Raw genomic sequence first — 15,804 nt, forward strand, 5'->3', positions numbered from 1 at the left:
AAAACCATGAGCAAGAAATTACCCCCTAAACCGGACACTCAAAAGCCAGCGGCGAGCGTGGTCAACATCGACTACGACCTGTGCATCAACTGCGCCATTTGCATTCGCTCATGTCCGGTTGATGTGTTGCGGATCAACAGAGAAACTAGGTGGTTAGAGGCGACTTACTGGGAAGATTGCATGCTGTGCAAACTTTGCGAGTTGGATTGCCCAGAGCCCGGGGCCATCACAATCTCAGCTGACAAACCGTTGGGTTTTGCCATGAGTTTCGGTTGATGAAAACAAGCGCCGGAGACGTCGGGCGACAGCTATGCATCGACCCGGCGCTGAAAGTAATAAACTCAACTTAAGATCGAGGATTTAAAGGAATGACATACGTTGTCACAGATGCCTGCATTCAGTGCAAATTCACAGATTGTGTGGAGGTTTGCCCCGTCGATTGTTTCTACGAGGGTGAAAACACGCTCGTGATCGCGCCCGACGAATGTATTGATTGCGGGGTTTGCGAACCCGAATGCCCTGCGGATGCTATTATTCCGGACACTGAAAGCGCTGCGGAAAAGTGGATTGCGTTCAACGGTAAATACGCTGCCCTGTGGCCTGTCATCATCGAAAAGAAAGAGCCTCTGGAAAACGCGGATGACTTTGTCGGCGTAGAAGGAAAGCTCGAGAAGTATTTCTCTGAAGCACCAGCGGAGTAATGGGAAGTGTCTTGCCCCAAAGCCGGAACCCATCATGGCGAGTTTGTGAAACGCGGCCTCCGAAATAGGTTGCATTGACAGGTATCGCCAACTCCTGAGCATGCCCACATCCGCACCGCGCAAACCTATTGATCCAGATCATTGTTAGGGATCATGCCCTTTCGGTATTGTTTATTGAAGGTCAGGTTGGCTGATTTATGCCCGTCGAAAAGGGCGTAAGTACGCGCATGATTGCACAGAAAAAATGGAGGCGCTGATGCTGATCCTTGTAAAAATTCTGCTGACACTGTTGACCTTGGCCTACAGTGCTATTCCGACAAATTATGATCTCAGCGACACCCATGCGACTAATCCGTCTTGGACGCCGCATGCTCGTTGGCATGTTGTATGGCAGGTTGCTTCCTACGACCTCATAGCGCTGCTGTCGTTGTTCCTCATCTGGACGGCTGGTGACGATGTTACGCAGCTATGGATCCCAACCGCGCTGGCCGTTTGTTGCCTTGGCGGTTTCTGGATCGCCTTTTTCACCCAGAAAATTTACGGGGGCGCACCGCAGGACAAAGTGAACGGCGTACCTAAATACCAGTTCACGGTGTTCGGGCGCGAGGTCGCGACGGACGCCAATCTGACCCAATTCACACCGGTAACCGTTTTGCTGGTTATTACAGTTTTGCTCGTAGCCCGCTTAAACGGCCTTTCTTAGGTGGTCGTTTTGCTCGGCGCGAGCACAGAGCGCTTGAACGGCGTCCAGCTTGCGCAGTTGAACCTCCTTAGTGAGAGATGATTGGCAAATCACGAATGTTCTATATCGATCCACGGCTCGATAAGTCCTGACCGGAAGACGCTTTGGCTAGTGTCTTTGAGGCGGGCGATCCAATCTGGATCTCGGTTGCGCCAATTGCCTGAAAAGCTCTGCTGTGAGCTTGAAGCAAACATTTGTTGCGACCAATAGGATTGTCCGTTCAGGACAGTTCCTGTTCGGGCTGGAAAGGTGTGCAATCACCGAACCAGCCCTAACCGACACCTGAGCAGCATACGCAGGAATGGCTATTGCTCGGCTAACATGCCGTGTGCGGGTCGCGCAACAGCGCATAGTGAGCCGCTTGTAGATGGAAAAATTAGAAGACCAGTTAATGTCTGCTTCGGGGAAGCAGCAGCGCAGCATGCGATGGCCGGCCTGAGGGCGGAAAGGGCCGTTCACGGGTACATTTTTAGCTTGCGTCGAACTCATTTCGTTATGGAGATGGGTAAAAATGGACATAATTTTGCTAGCGCTTGTGGGGCCTGATACCTGTCACAAATAGGCAAAACTGCTAGACATTCCGCCGCACCGACAAGCTCTACGTTCCACCAAAACTACATGACAATATTTGTTTATTTGAGAGTGGTTCACTTTATTGTATGGGCTGTCTGTCCGCCACTTCCATTACATGAGACATTGACGCTAGTCGGCAGGTACGAAGCCTTCGATGAGATGCCGCAGACCGATACGTGCGCCAATGAACATGGATGCAAATGCGAGCGGTGCTGAGAAAGCCAGAAGTGAAAACGCCGAAAGGCCTTGGCCGATGCTGCACCCAAGCGCGATTGCAGCACCAACACCCATCATCGCAGCGCCAAAGATCTGACGGCGCAGTTCGCGTGGGTCTTCGCAGGCTTCCCACCGGAAATGGCCCTTAATGAGGCTGCCGATAAACGCACCGAGCCAGACGCCCGCAACCGAGCCAATTCCAAAGCTCAGCGTTTGTCCCGATGCCGTCATCGCGTAAAGCATTGTTTCGCCAATCGGCGCCGCGAACGTGTGGGACACGACTGGCGTGCCATCAAAACCGTTCGCGGTTATCCAGCTGGTTGAAATCCACGCGCTGATGACCGCAAAGCCAACAACGACGGACCAAAACATCGCCCGCTTGTCCGAACGCATCGCTGTGCTGGACAGCGCCAGCGCAACGAGGCCAAGTCCGATCACTGACCCAATGGCCCAAACAGGGAAGCCCGTGAAGCCATTGATGAAATGGGCGATACCCTGTGGTTCAAGGGCAGGGCTTTGTGGCGGGAACAGCGCAACGCGAAGCCACGCAATGGGCCCCGAGAATGTTGCATAGGCCGCCATGCCCATGACAACGACAATGACAAACGACCGCAAATCGCCGCCACCAAGTCGGGCAAGCGCACCGAACCCACAGTTTCCAGCCATCGCCATACCGTAGCCGAACAATAAGCTGCCAAAGATCGTCGCGATGGGGGCAACATTTAGGTTAAGATAAAACGAGGCCGACGGAGTGACCAATCCGAACGCGAGACATGCGAACGTGCCAAAAACCGCGGTGCCAATCGCAAGAACCCACATCCGCAAACGCACATCGCTGCGCCCAAAGGCGTAGTCTTCTATCGCGCCGAGGGTGCAAAACCGCCCCAAACGGGCCGCCAGTCCGAGAAGAATCCCCCCCAAAGCACCGCCTAACGCGGCAACGGTTCCATCACCCCAAGCGTCAAGCATGGTGCGTCCTCCCTATTTGACTTGAACAACGCGGCTTACCTCCCCGCGCGTCGATCAGTCTTTGTTGCAGAATAGATCGTAGACGACAGAAATGATCCGCTTACAGCGGTCATCCGTCAAGCTGTAGTAAATTGCTTTGCCTTCACGGCGAGGTTTCACAAGACCTTCTAGTCGTAAGCGGCCCAGCTGTTGAGACACTGCAGCTTGGCGCGCAGACAGCAAATGTTCCAGTTCGGCCACGGATTTCTCACCGCTTGCGAGATGGCAAAGGATCAGCAAGCGACCCTCATGACCAATCGCCTTGAGGAAGTTCGTCGCGTTGGCCGCGCTTTCAACCATACGGTCAATTTCGGCTTCGCTAAGGCTGTCATCAAGTACGGGAATGGACATGTTACTCATCTGCTCTTGGGCCTGCGTAGCGAGGTTTTCGCCACCAATTCATGCTCGTTTACAGCGTTCTTGTTCGTTTTGCGAGACTCGCGCGAATTAATATTCGGATGGTGTGTCACGTGTCATCACTGCCGGAAGCCGACTTAACCTCAAACGGGATGTCGTTGCGCTCAAGCATCATGCCGACAAGTCCCCAGAAGAAATCTTCGCCTGGGTAGCCCTCAAGGCGCGACACTTCTTCACCGTCGACCAGCAACACAAACGTCGGTGTGAAGTTGATCGCGCGGGCGAGGATGATGTCATTGGGGAGGGCTTGGGTGATATCAACACGGCGCAATGGTGCAGCAGCACCTTCACCGGTTTTGCCATAGATTGGGCCGATCTGCGCATTCCATTGCGCACAATATACGCAGCCCGGTTCTTCTGCCATTAGCAAAGTGGTTTCGGCCATCGCCAATGACGGCAGGGCCAAAAGCACGGTTGTTGCGAAAACTCTGGTCAAATGATCAAACATTCAATTATTGTAATATGAATCAAGCGCCGTTTCAAGAAAGCCCGACATGCAAGAGATCACATTCTTTGGAGCAATGATTGCAGGGCTGCTGTCCTTTTTCACACCCTGCATCCTTCCGATGGTTCCGTTTTACCTAAGCTACATGGCGGGTGTGTCCATGAACGAGCTGCAAGGCGAGGATGATTTTCCACCAGGGACGCAACGCCGTTTGATCTTTTCCGCCGTCGCATTCGCTTTTGGTGTCACGACGATTTTCATTCTGCTCGGGATGGGGGCGACCGCTGTTGGGGGCGTCTTTGGGCAATGGAAGGATGAGCTGCGCTGGGTCGCGGCGGCAATCCTGTTGTTATTCGGGCTGCATTTCCTCGGGATTATGCGCATTCCGCTTTTGTATCGCGAAGCGAAAATTGAAAGCAGTGCGAAGCCGTCCAACGTTGTCGGTGCCTATCTTATGGGGCTTGCGTTTGGATTTGGTTGGACACCCTGCGTTGGCCCGGCGTTGGCGTCGATCCTCATGATGGCCAGCGGGTTTGGTAACATCTGGGAGGGTGCGGCGCTGTTGGCGGTGTACGGTTTGTCGATGACATCGCCTTTCATTATCGCAGCCTTGTTTGCGCGCCCGTTCCTTGGTTGGGCACAGCGCAACCGCAAATACCTTGGCATCGTTGAAAAGGTCATGGGCGCGATGCTGATTGTCTTTGCGATCCTGATTGCGACCAATTCAATCAACTACATCGCCGATTGGCTGATCCGTACTTTCCCGTCTTTCACATCCATTGGTTAAGGAGAAATTTTATGTTCCGCTCAACACTGGCCGCAATCGCATTGCTTGCGGTACCTGTTTTCGCTGCTGAAATTGGCGATGATGGTTTGCACGAGGCCCCTTGGATTGAAGAGACGTTCAAAGACCTGCGCGAAGACTTGGAAGAGGCCGAGGCGCAGGGCAAGACGTTGATGGTGATCATCGAACAGCGTGGCTGCATCTATTGCACCAAGATGTACGAAGAAGTGTTCCCCGAACCAGAGATCACGGCAGCGTTGATGGATGACTTCTATGTCGTTCAAATTAATATGTTTGGCGACGTTGAGGTAACCGACTTCGACGGTGAGACGTTATCCGAGAAAGATATGGTCCAGCGTTGGAATGCGAACTTCACACCAATGCTGATGTTCTTTCCACCAGAAGTTGCTAGTGACGTCGCCGCAAATGACGCGGCGATTGTGTCCATGCCGGGCGCTTTCGGGAAGTGGACGACACTGAATTTGCTGAACTGGATTAGCGAAGATCGCTATGAAGACGAGGAAACCTTTCAACGTTATCACGCACGCATCCTGCAAGAGCGTGGAATTGTTGAATAAAGCATCGCTTCACATTGTCACATTCAAATAGTTGATTTTGTAGTTGCGAGAATCTGTTTCGGTGCGCTACGGTACACAACAAGAGGACGGACTCTGGGAGGGGCCCAATGAAAAGAACTATACTAGCTGCCGCAATTGCAGGCATGGGGACCATCGCGGTCGCCCAGACAGCACCAAATGAAATCACCTTCGGTGAGTACGGTCAGATCGAGACATCTTTGTCTGGTCTGGTTGGCGATCCGGCGGCTGGCCTTGAGATTATGGTCAACCGCGGCAAGGGCAATTGTATTGCGTGCCATCAGGTGACTGCGCTTGAAGAATATCCATTCCACGGGGAAGTTGGCCCGTCTTTGGATTTCGTCGGCGAACGTTGGGAAGAGGCTGATCTGCGGGGCATCGTCGCAAACGCGAAGATGACATTCCCTGAATCAGTCATGCCATCGTTTTACAAGACTGAAGGCTTTGTTCGCGCTGGCGATGGCTACACAGGTCGCGCAGCAGAAAGTGAGATTGAACCAATTCTGACCGCACAAGAGATCGAAGATGTGGTCGCTTATCTAATGACGCTGAAAGAGTAATCTTCAGCTTTCGACAAAATAACAGGAGAAATCATGAGCTTTACACGTAGAGATACGCTCAGACTGGCAATGGGCACCGCATTCGCGGCGGCTATTCCATTCAAAGTATTTGCAGATGTCGACTCAGACGTCGCAGCCTTCACAGAGGGTGCGGAAATCGGTGAGGGCGGTATTACGCTCATCGCGCCGGAGATCGCTGAAAACGGCAACACAGTGCCAATCGAAGTCGACGCCCCTGGCGCGGTAGCGATCTTGGTTCTTGCGACAGGCAACCCAACACCAGCTGTTGGTACGTTTAACTTCGGTCCACTGGCTGGCGCTCAAATGGCGTCCACACGGATCCGCCTTGCAGGGACGCAAGACGTTCTCGCAATCGCGAAAATGGCTGACGGCACATTCGTGCAAGCGCGCCAAGAAGTTAAAGTCACAATCGGCGGCTGCGGCGGCTAAGGGAGCATAAGAACATGGCAGAAAATGTAACACCACGCATTCGCGTTCCACGCGAAGCATCCGCTGGCGAGACGATCACAATCAAAACGTTGATCTCTCACCCAATGGAATCCGGTCAGCGTAAAGACGGGGACGGCAATGTCATCCCGCGCTCGATCATCAATCGGTTTACGTGTGACTTCAACGGTCAGAACGTCATCGACGTGACGATGGAACCTGCGATTTCCACAAACCCGTTCCTTGAATTCCAAGCGATCGTCCCAGAGAGCGGCGCGTTTGAATTCACATGGTACGACGATGACGGTGACATCTACACCGACACAAAAGAAATCGCCGTTAGCTAATCACTGACCCGGGGAGGGGCCAAGATGAAAAGAACACTTACTTCAATAAGTGCCGCATGCCTCGCAATGGCCGTTCCGTTTGGGCAGGCTTTTGCGGATGAGGATGCAGACCTTGTCGTAAACGGCGAGCTTGAGATCGCGGTACGTGCACCTGCACCTGCGCATGTCGAGAACCTTGACGAGATCACATCTGGTTGGGTCTATCGTTCAACTGAAACGCAAGCGTTTCAATTGGATGACTTCGAAAACCCAGGCATGATCTTTGTGGATTCAGGAATTGAATCTTGGAACACTGTTGAAGGTGAAGCTGGCGAGTCTTGTGCAAGTTGTCACGATGCTCCGGAAGAAATGGCTGGCGTGAGCGCGACTTACCCAAAGTGGAACGATGGCGCGGAAGAAGTGCGCACATTGACCATGCAGATCAACGCCTGCCGCACTGAGCAGATGGGCGCTGAAGAATGGGCCTATGACAAAGCGGACCTGTTGAACATGACAGCGCTTCTGGCCTCCGTATCTCGTGGAATGCCTGTAAACGTAGCGATTGATGGTCCAGCACAAGCAGCATGGGAGCAGGGGCGTGACTTGTACTACACACGCACGGGTTTGCTTGAACTGTCCTGCGCGAATTGCCACGAAGACAACTACGGCAACAACATCCGCGCGGATCACCTGAGCCAAGGCCAGATCAACGGCTTCCCAACGTATCGTCTTAAAAACGCGCGTCTAAACGGTGTGCACTCGCGCTTCCGTGGTTGTGTCCGTGACACACGCGCTGAAACTTATGCGGTTGGTAGCCCTGAGTTCGTCGCGCTTGAGCTTTATGTTGCTTCACGCGGCAATGGGTTGGGCGTCGAAGGTCCATCCGTCCGAAACTAAACCTCCCGAAAAGGCCGCGGCGTGAAAGCGTACGCGGCCTTTCTTTCACTTTATACATTCACCTTTCGGAATATGATTTCGACTTAGGAAGCAGGACACAGCATGATTTCTCGCCGTGATTTTCTACAGGCCAGCATGGCCGCCAGCGCGCTCGTAGGCGCATCCGGCTTCGGCAATTGGGGCAAACTGGCCGCACAGCAGACGTTGTCGCAAAACGACCTTCTGGATTTTGAAACTTACGGCAATGTCTCCCTGATCCACGTTACGGACATTCATGCGCAGCTAAAGCCGATCTATTTTCGTGAGCCTGAAGTGAACCTTGGTGTGGGATCAAACAGGGGCGCTGTGCCGCATATTACGGGCGCAGATTTTCGTAAGGCTTACGGTATTGATGATGGAAGTTCGTCCCATTACGCGCTGACATATAACGATTTTTCCGCTTTGGCCCAAGGCTACGGCAAGATGGGTGGCATGGATCGTGTGTCCACCGTTGTAAATTCAATCCGCGCTGCACGTCCTGATGCATTGCTGCTGGATGGCGGCGATACATGGCACGGGTCTTACACCTGCTATCACACCGAAGGCCAAGACGTGGTCAACGTGATGAACATGCTGAAACCAGACGCGATGACATTCCATTGGGAATTTACGCTGGGCTCTGGCCGTGTGCGTGACATCGTTAATGACCTGCCGTTCGCGGCCCTTGGACAGAACATCTTTGATAGCGAATGGGATGAACCATCCGAGGATTTCGCGCCGTATAAGTTCTTTGAACGTGGCGGCGTTAAGATCGCCGTCATCGGGCAGGCGTTCCCATACATGCCGATCGCCAACCCGGGTTGGATGTTCCCAGAGTATTCCTTTGGTATTCGCGATCAGCGGATGCAAGAAATGGTCAACGAAGTGCGCGCAGCAGGGGCCGAACTGGTCGTCTGCCTCAGCCACAACGGGTTTGACGTCGACAAAGCAATGGCAGGCCGCGTTACAGGGATTAACGTGATCCTTGCGGGTCACACCCATGATGCATTGCCTGAGCCTGTTTTGGTCGGTGACACCATCATCATCGCGTCTGGTTCTAACGGCAAATTCGTCAGCCGCGTTGATCTGGATGTGCGTGATGGCAAAATGATGGGCTTCCGCCACAAGCTGATCCCGATCTTCTCGGACGTGATCGAGCCGGACGCAGAAGTTACTGCCGTGATCGACGAGCAACGTGCACCGTTTGAGGCTGAGCTGTCCGAAGTACTGGGCAGAACGGCTGAGGACACGACGCTTTATCGTCGTGGGAACTTTAACGGATCATGGGACGACCTGATCTGTGATGCGCTGATCGAAGAGCGTGAAGCCGACATCGCCATGTCACCAGGTGTGCGTTGGGGGCCGTCGATATTGCCGGGCCAAGACATCACACGGGAAGACCTTTGGAATGTTACGTCTATGACGTACCCGAACGCTTACCGTACTGAAATGACAGGTGAATTCATTCACACCATCATGGAAGACGTAGCGGATAACCTGTTCAATGAGGACCCATATTACCAGCAAGGCGGCGACATGGTCCGTGTTGGTGGCATGGGCTACCGCATCGACATCAACAAGCCCATCGGCGAGCGCGTCAGCAACCTGACGCTGCTCAAAACCGGCGAAGCAATTGATCCGTCTAAGACCTACATGGTCGCGGGTTGGGCGTCGGTGAATGAGGGCACAGAAGGCCCGCCAATTTGGGACGTGGTCGAAAACTACATCAAACGCGAGGGCACCGTCAGCGTGGCACCAAACACCAGTGTCGACGTTGTTGGCGCATAAGGGAGAGCAATAAAAATGGATGAGTTTGCAAAAACATCCCGTCGCGCGTTTTTGCGCGGCAGCGCAGCAGTCGCTGCGGGAACTGTCGCAGGGCATGCGGCCGCACAAGGCGCGCCTGATCCGGCGATCACAGAACTTCAGGACTGGGCGTCCTATCTCGGCGTCGGCGTCGATGAAACGCCATATGGCTTGCCGATCAAATTCGAAACAGACGTCGTGCGCCGCAGTGTTCCGTGGCTGACCGCATCTCCGATTTCGTCGATCAACTTTACACCGATCCACGCCCTTGAAGGTACGATCACACCACAAGGCTGCGCGTTTGAACGTCACCATTCCGGCGCGATTGAATTGAGCAAGGACGATTACCGCTTGATGATCAACGGTTTGGTCGACCGCCCGTTGGTGTTTACCTATGCCGATCTTGAGCGACTTCCACGTGAGAACCACGTGTACTTCTGCGAATGTGCGGCGAACACAGGCATGGAATGGGCGGGTGCGCAGCTAAACGGCGCGCAGTTCACCCACGGTATGATCCACAACATGGAATACACCGGTGTTCCATTGCGCACGTTGCTGGCGGAAGCGGGCCTCGATGCGGCAGGCGATTTTGCGGACAAGTGGGTTTATGTGGAAGGCGCTGATGCGTCGTCTAACGGCCGCTCAATTCCGATGGAAAAAGCTTTGGATGACGTGCTCGTTGCGTTCAAAGCAAACGGCGAAGCTTTGCGGATGGAGCACGGTTACCCAGTGCGCCTTGTCGTACCGGGTTGGGAAGGCAATATGTGGATCAAATGGATCCGCCGTATTGAAGTCACTGACGCAGCCGTCGAAAGCCGCGAAGAAACGTCAAAATACACCGATCTTCACGAGGACGGCGTGGCCCGCAAATGGACGTGGGTGATGGATGCCAAATCGATCATCACATCGCCGAGCCCGCAAATGCCAATCACGCACGGCACAGGCCCACTTGTTGTTTCGGGCCTCGCTTGGTCTGGCCACGGCAAGATCACACGGGTTGATGTGTCGATTGACGGCGGCATCACATGGGAAACCGCGCGTTTGGGCAAGCAGGGCGATACCAAAGCACTGACCCGTTTCTACTACGACATGGACTGGGACGGCCGCGAGATGCTGATGCAGGCCCGCGCGATGGATGACACCGGCTACGTCCAACCCACAAAAGACCAACTCCGCGAGATGCGCGGCGAGAATTCGGTCTACCACAACAACTGCATCCAGACATGGTTTGTGAATGAAGAAGGGGTCGCCGAGAATGTCGAAGTCTCTTAATCTATTTCTCCCCGCAATTGGCGGTACGGCCCTCATGTTGGGGGGCGCTTACGGCTTCACCTCGCGTGACTATGCGGAACAAAAGATCGAAAGCCTTGAAATTCAGGTTGAGCAGTCGACTGCAAGCGCCGCGGACGCGGTTGCAAATGCGCGCGCTGCTGAAGCTGAGATCGAAGTTTTGGCAGCAGAACGCGATGAACTTCAGGTCATTGCGGCAGCTGGTGGCGGATTAACACAACCTGCACCAGTCGCCGAGGCTGTCTATGGGCTTGGCCGCGAAGCATTACCTGAAGAAATCGCCGCATGGGACGTCGACATTCTTCCAGACGGTCGTGGTTTGCCTGTGGGCAGTGGTGATGTTTGGACCGGCGAAGAAATCTTCGTTGAGCAATGCGCCGCCTGTCATGGTGACTTCGCAGAAGGTTCGGGAAATTGGCCGGTTTTGGCTGGCGGATTTGGCACACTTTCAGATGAAGACCCTGTGAAGACAATCGGGTCTTACTGGCCGTACCTGTCCACGTCTTGGGACTACATCAACCGCTCCATGCCATTTGGCAACGCGGGTACGCTTAGCGCGGATGATACTTATGCAATCGTTGCTTACATTTTGTATTCCAACGACCTGATTGATGACGACTTCGTCCTGAGCAACGAGACCTTCATGGATGTTGAACTGCCCAACGCGGGCGGGTTCGTTCTCGATGATCGTGCTGACACTGAATACACCGTTTGGCGCGCAGAACCGTGCATGACGGGTTGTAAAGAAGGCGTTGAGATCACGATGCATGCATCTGTTGTCGACGTTACACCAGAGACTGAAGAAGAAGCCGCGGCAGAGGAAGCCGCTGTTGTGACCGAACCTGCGGTTGAAGGCGCTGCAGTGGAAACTGAGGCCGCTGTTGATCCAGCATTGATCGAAGCCGGTCAAAGCGCGTTCCGCCAGTGTTCGGCGTGTCATGAAGTCGGTGAAAACGCGTCAAACCGGACTGGCCCTGAATTGAACGGTCTGCTTGGACGCTCAATCGGCAGCATTGATGGCTTTCGCTACTCCAGCGTGATGAGTGACGCAGGCGAAGCAGGTGATACGTGGACTGCAGAAGCGCTCGACGCGTTCCTGACGGACCCACGCGGCGTTATGTCTGGCACCAAAATGGCCTTCCGCGGTGTTCGTAATCCGGAAGATATTGCGGCGATTATTGCCTACATTCAAAGCGTTGGCTCTGAATGAAGGGTGTAGCGCGCTACATATTGGCAGTGTCCACCGTTGCGGTCGCAGCGGTGGCACATGCAGACGTTGGGGGCGATGCGACACGCGGAGAAGATCTGTATCGTCAATGCTCAAGCTGCCACCAAATTGGTGCAGGTGCTGTTGATCGGGTCGGTCCGCACCTGAATGGTATTTTCGACCGCGCGGCGGGGCAGTCCGAAGGGTTCCGTTACTCAAGCGGTATGGAACGTGCAGCGACTGGTGGTTTGGTTTGGACGTATGAATCCCTCGATGCCTACATCGAGGACCCGCGTTCACTGGTGTCTCAGACGCGAATGTCATTTCGCGGATTTGACGATCAACAAGATCGCGATGACGTTTTAGCCTACTTACGCCTGTTTTCTGACAACCCGCGCGACATTCCGGAATCCGCCCCGACAGCGGTTGCTGTTGACCATGAGGTTGCGCCCGAAATCCTCGCGATTGTCGGGGATCCTGCCTACGGAGAATACCTGTCTGGCGAATGCACAGCGTGTCACCAAATCAGTGGTGCGGCCAGCGGCATTCCCAGCATCACCCATTGGCCAAGCGAAGATTTCGTGATCGCCATGCATGCCTACAAGGATGGAGTTCGCCTTCATCCCGTCATGCAAATGATGGCTGGGAGGCTGTCAAACGAAGAGATCGCAGCGCTTGCTGCGTATTTCGAAGACATCGAATAATCGATGCATCATAAAAGGGAGAAAAGTGACATGAAACTGAATAGACGCGCCTTTATTGGTACTGCGGCTGCAGCGGCTGGTACATTTGCCGCACCGTTGTTGGTTCGTGCGGACGGCCATGCAAAACCACGTGTTGTAATTGTCGGCGGGGGCGCTGGCGGCGCAACTGCTGCACGTTACATCGCCAAGGACAGCAATGGTGAAATCGACGTTACGTTGATCGAACCGACGCGCACGTATTACACATGCTTCTTCTCCAACCTCTACTTGGGCGGCTTCCGCACAATGGACAGCTTGGGCCATTCTTACGGCACGCTGGCCGCGGAATACGGCATCAACGTTGTGCATGACTGGGCAACGGGTGTTGATCGCGACGCTAAGACTGTTGCGACAGCTGGCGGTTATACAATCCCATACGATCGTCTGATCCTGTCACCTGGTATCGACTTTGTTGACGGTGCTGTTGCTGGTTGGGATGTGACATCCCAGAACGCGATGCCGCACGCCTATAAAGCGGGTTCACAGACTGAACTTCTGCGTGCGCAGGTCGAGGCAATGCCGCAGGGTGGTACCTACGCAATGGTGGCTCCGCCAAACCCATTCCGTTGCCCTCCTGGCCCATACGAGCGTGTGAGCATGGTTGCGCATATGCTGAAAGAAACAAACCCAACGGCCAAGATCTTAATTGCGGACCCGAAGGAAAAGTTCTCAAAGCAGGGGCTGTTTGAAGCCGGTTGGAACGATCACTACGCGGGCATGATCGAACGCGTTGGTCCTGACTTTGGTGGCGACAACATCGAAGTTGATCCAAACGCTATGACGCTAAGCATTGATGGTGACGTAACAAACGTTGATGTTTGTAACGTTATTCCTGCAATGAAAGCGGGCAAGATTGCGGATCTTGCGGGCATCACCGAAGGCAACTGGGCGCCAGTCAACGCGGCTGACCTGTCCTCCAAGATGGATGAAAACATCCACGTCTTGGGCGATGCTTGTGCGCAGGGCGATATGCCGAAGTCCGGTTTCTCGGCTAACTCTCAGGCCAAGGTTTGTGCCAATGCGGTGCGCGGTGCGTTGACGGGTTCAACCGTGTTCCCGGCACGTTTCGCAAACACATGCTGGTCACTGATCGATACCAATAATGGTGTTAAAGTCGGTGCTTCGTATGAAGCCACGGATGAGAAGATCGCCAAGGTTGACGGGTTCATTTCAGAAGTCGGCGAAAGCGCTGAAGTGCGTCAGGCGACATTTGAAGAATCTGTTGGTTGGTATGACGGCATCACAGCCGACATGTTTGGCTAAAATACCTGCTGGGCCTTGATCTAGATCACGGCCCAGCACCTAATTTCGCGTTATCAAAAAGTGAAATATTGGAGGACTGACAATGAAACGGTTTTTACTTTCAGCTTGTTTAAGCGTGATTGGCACGATCGCTGCTTCGCAGGGATCGACGGTCTACACCTTTGACGGTTCATTTGATGACGCAACTTTTTCTGTTGAAAGCGCGATTGTTGGCCAAGGTTTGGTCATCGATTACGTCAGCCACACAGGTGAGATGCTGGCGCGAACCGCTGCGGACGTCGGCAGTGACGTTGAACTGTTTACTGCGGCCGACATCTTCGTGTTTTGTTCCGCCAGTCTGTCACGCGAAGTGATGGAGGCAGACCCGATGAACATCGCATATTGCCCATACGGCGTTTTCGTTGCTGAACGGGACGGCGAAGTGATGATCGGCTATCGCAACTACCCAGAGGGCGAAATGCAGAAGGTCCAAAGCCTTCTTGACGGTATCGTCCAAGAGGCCCTCGGAGAGTAACACGCGCTATGAACTACACTGACTTCTTCACTGGCGAACTTGACCGCCTGCGCGACGACGGCAACTACCGTGTATTCGCTGACCTCCAACGCAAGCGCGGCTCTTTTCCGCAGGCGTTAAATCGTGACGGCGACCAAAAGCGTGATGTGACGATCTGGTGTTCCAACGACTACCTTGGAATGGGCCAGCACGAAAACGTTCTGGGCGCGATGCACGAAGCGATTGATACGGTTGGCGCTGGGGCAGGCGGCACGCGCAATATTTCTGGCACGACCCACCAACACGTTGTTCTAGAACAGGAACTGGCCGACTTGCATGGCAAAGAAGCCGCGTTGCTGTTCACATCGGGCTATGTGTCCAACTGGGCCGCACTTGGTACTTTGGCCGCGCGCATTCCCGATTGCTTGGTGCTGTCAGACGCATTGAACCACGCCAGTATGATCGAAGGCATTCGCCATTCGCGTGCAGAATGTCAGCGGTTCCGCCACAACGATGTTGAACACCTTGAAGAACTCCTGAAGGCGCAACCGCTTGATCGCCCGAAACTGATCGCGTTTGAATCCGTTTACTCGATGGACGGCGACATCGGCCCGATCGAAGAAATTTGCGATCTGGCGGACAAATACAACGCCATGACTTATCTTGATGAGGTTCACGCCGTTGGGCTGTACGGCCCACGTGGCGGCGGTATCGCCGAAGAACGCGGCCTTATGGATCGCCTGACGGTAATCGAAGGGACGCTCGGCAAAGCATTCGGCGTCATGGGCGGTTATATTGCGGCATCCACGGCGCTCTGTGACTTCATCCGGTCCTTCGCGAGCGGGTTCATTTTCACGACTGCGCTTCCACCAGCCGTAGCGGCTGGGGCGGCGGCGTCTGTGCGTCACCTTAAGGACAGCAGCTTTGAGCGTGCGCAGCATAAGCAGCGTGTCGCACAAGTTCGCGCACGTCTGGATGCGGTTGGAATTCCACACACTGACAACGACAGCCACATCATTCCGGTGATGGTTGGTGATCCGGTTAAGTGTAAGTATCTGTCCGATATCTTATTGAAAGATCACGGTATTTACATCCAACCGATCAACTACCCAACTGTTCCAAAGGGGACAGAACGTCTGCGTATCACGCCGTCTCCGGTGCATAGCCAAGCGGATATTGATAACCTCGTTGGCGCTTTGGAACTTCTTTGGTCCCAGTGTGAATTGGCACGCATTCCGATGGCAGCGCAGTGACGCGACCAGCAATTTAGCA

The 15,804-nt window shown here is 54.1% G+C and carries 19 protein-coding genes; 16 read left to right on the forward strand and 3 right to left on the reverse strand.

Annotation, left to right across the window (positions count from 1 at the left end; all coding sequences use genetic code 11):
- Positions 1-6 precede the first annotated feature (6 nt).
- The 3 genes from OSB_RS06450 to OSB_RS06460 all read left to right on the forward strand — a co-directional run bounded on the left by OSB_RS06450 (position 7) and on the right by OSB_RS06460 (position 1,404).
- Positions 7-276 (forward strand): 4Fe-4S dicluster domain-containing protein, encoded by a 270-nt coding sequence (locus OSB_RS06450; protein ID WP_049834212.1) that lies wholly within the window; start codon positions 7-9, stop codon positions 274-276.
- Positions 277-368: 92 nt separating this feature from the next.
- On the forward strand, positions 369-701 hold the full coding sequence (gene fdxA, locus OSB_RS06455) for a ferredoxin FdxA (protein WP_049834213.1): 333 nt from the start codon (positions 369-371) through the stop codon (positions 699-701).
- A gap of 256 nt (positions 702-957) precedes the next feature.
- On the forward strand, positions 958-1,404 hold the full coding sequence (locus tag OSB_RS06460; RefSeq protein ID WP_074202247.1) for a hypothetical protein: 447 nt from the start codon (positions 958-960) through the stop codon (positions 1,402-1,404).
- Between the two features lie 741 nt (positions 1,405-2,145).
- Here the strand turns inward: OSB_RS06460 and OSB_RS06465 are convergent.
- The 3 genes from OSB_RS06465 to OSB_RS06475 all read right to left on the reverse strand — a co-directional run bounded on the left by OSB_RS06465 (position 2,146) and on the right by OSB_RS06475 (position 4,105).
- Entirely contained in the window at positions 2,146-3,201 is a 1,056-nt protein-coding gene (locus tag OSB_RS06465; protein ID WP_049834215.1) for a YeeE/YedE family protein, read from the reverse strand.
- Positions 3,202-3,255: 54 nt separating this feature from the next.
- A complete protein-coding gene (locus OSB_RS06470; protein WP_049836078.1) occupies positions 3,256-3,591 on the reverse strand; it encodes an ArsR/SmtB family transcription factor in 336 nt (111 codons plus the stop codon).
- A 115-nt stretch (positions 3,592-3,706) separates the two neighbouring features.
- The gene (locus tag OSB_RS06475; RefSeq protein WP_049834216.1) at positions 3,707-4,105 is read right to left on the reverse strand and encodes a hypothetical protein; all 399 of its coding nucleotides are present in this window, start codon (positions 4,103-4,105) and stop codon (positions 3,707-3,709) included.
- Positions 4,106-4,151: 46 nt separating this feature from the next.
- On the opposite strand from OSB_RS06475, the gene OSB_RS06480 reads away from it, so the two are divergent.
- From OSB_RS06480 to hemA, 13 genes are all read left to right on the forward strand, one after another.
- A complete protein-coding gene (locus tag OSB_RS06480; protein ID WP_049834217.1) occupies positions 4,152-4,889 on the forward strand; it encodes a cytochrome c biogenesis CcdA family protein in 738 nt (245 codons plus the stop codon).
- Positions 4,890-4,900: 11 nt separating this feature from the next.
- The gene (locus tag OSB_RS06485; protein WP_049834218.1) at positions 4,901-5,464 is read left to right on the forward strand and encodes a thioredoxin family protein; all 564 of its coding nucleotides are present in this window, start codon (positions 4,901-4,903) and stop codon (positions 5,462-5,464) included.
- 107 nt (positions 5,465-5,571) lie between these two features.
- A complete protein-coding gene (gene soxX / locus OSB_RS06490; protein ID WP_049834219.1) occupies positions 5,572-6,042 on the forward strand; it encodes a sulfur oxidation c-type cytochrome SoxX in 471 nt (156 codons plus the stop codon).
- Positions 6,043-6,075: 33 nt separating this feature from the next.
- Positions 6,076-6,492 (forward strand): thiosulfate oxidation carrier protein SoxY, encoded by a 417-nt coding sequence (soxY, locus tag OSB_RS06495; protein ID WP_049834220.1) that lies wholly within the window; start codon positions 6,076-6,078, stop codon positions 6,490-6,492.
- 14 nt (positions 6,493-6,506) lie between these two features.
- Positions 6,507-6,836 (forward strand): thiosulfate oxidation carrier complex protein SoxZ, encoded by a 330-nt coding sequence (gene soxZ / locus OSB_RS06500; protein WP_049834221.1) that lies wholly within the window; start codon positions 6,507-6,509, stop codon positions 6,834-6,836.
- A gap of 24 nt (positions 6,837-6,860) precedes the next feature.
- Entirely contained in the window at positions 6,861-7,712 is an 852-nt protein-coding gene (soxA, locus tag OSB_RS06505) for a sulfur oxidation c-type cytochrome SoxA (RefSeq protein WP_049834222.1), read from the forward strand.
- Between the two features lie 102 nt (positions 7,713-7,814).
- Complete coding sequence (soxB, locus tag OSB_RS06510; RefSeq protein WP_049834223.1) at positions 7,815-9,518, forward strand: thiosulfohydrolase SoxB; 1,704 nt, start codon at positions 7,815-7,817, stop codon at positions 9,516-9,518.
- A gap of 15 nt (positions 9,519-9,533) precedes the next feature.
- Positions 9,534-10,808 carry a sulfite dehydrogenase gene (soxC, locus tag OSB_RS06515; protein WP_049834224.1) on the forward strand — a complete coding sequence of 425 codons (1,275 nt, stop codon included), beginning with the start codon at positions 9,534-9,536 and terminating at the stop codon, positions 10,806-10,808.
- Entirely contained in the window at positions 10,792-12,036 is a 1,245-nt protein-coding gene (locus tag OSB_RS06520; protein ID WP_049834225.1) for a c-type cytochrome, read from the forward strand. The genes soxC and OSB_RS06520 overlap by 17 nt, the downstream gene beginning before the upstream one ends.
- Positions 12,033-12,737: a c-type cytochrome gene (locus OSB_RS06525; protein WP_049834226.1), complete on the forward strand. Its 705-nt coding sequence runs from the start codon at positions 12,033-12,035 to the stop codon at positions 12,735-12,737. The genes OSB_RS06520 and OSB_RS06525 overlap by 4 nt, the downstream gene beginning before the upstream one ends.
- Positions 12,738-12,767: 30 nt before the next feature.
- Positions 12,768-14,039 (forward strand): NAD(P)/FAD-dependent oxidoreductase, encoded by a 1,272-nt coding sequence (locus OSB_RS06530; protein ID WP_049834227.1) that lies wholly within the window; start codon positions 12,768-12,770, stop codon positions 14,037-14,039.
- An 82-nt stretch (positions 14,040-14,121) separates the two neighbouring features.
- On the forward strand, positions 14,122-14,553 hold the full coding sequence (locus OSB_RS06535) for a DUF302 domain-containing protein (protein ID WP_049834228.1): 432 nt from the start codon (positions 14,122-14,124) through the stop codon (positions 14,551-14,553).
- Between the two features lie 8 nt (positions 14,554-14,561).
- Positions 14,562-15,785 (forward strand): 5-aminolevulinate synthase, encoded by a 1,224-nt coding sequence (gene hemA / locus OSB_RS06540; protein WP_049834229.1) that lies wholly within the window; start codon positions 14,562-14,564, stop codon positions 15,783-15,785.
- Positions 15,786-15,804 lie beyond the last annotated feature (19 nt).

Origin of the sequence: Octadecabacter temperatus, from assembly GCF_001187845.1 — a bacterium.
In the GTDB taxonomy this organism is placed as follows: Bacteria; Pseudomonadota; Alphaproteobacteria; order Rhodobacterales; family Rhodobacteraceae; genus Octadecabacter; species Octadecabacter temperatus.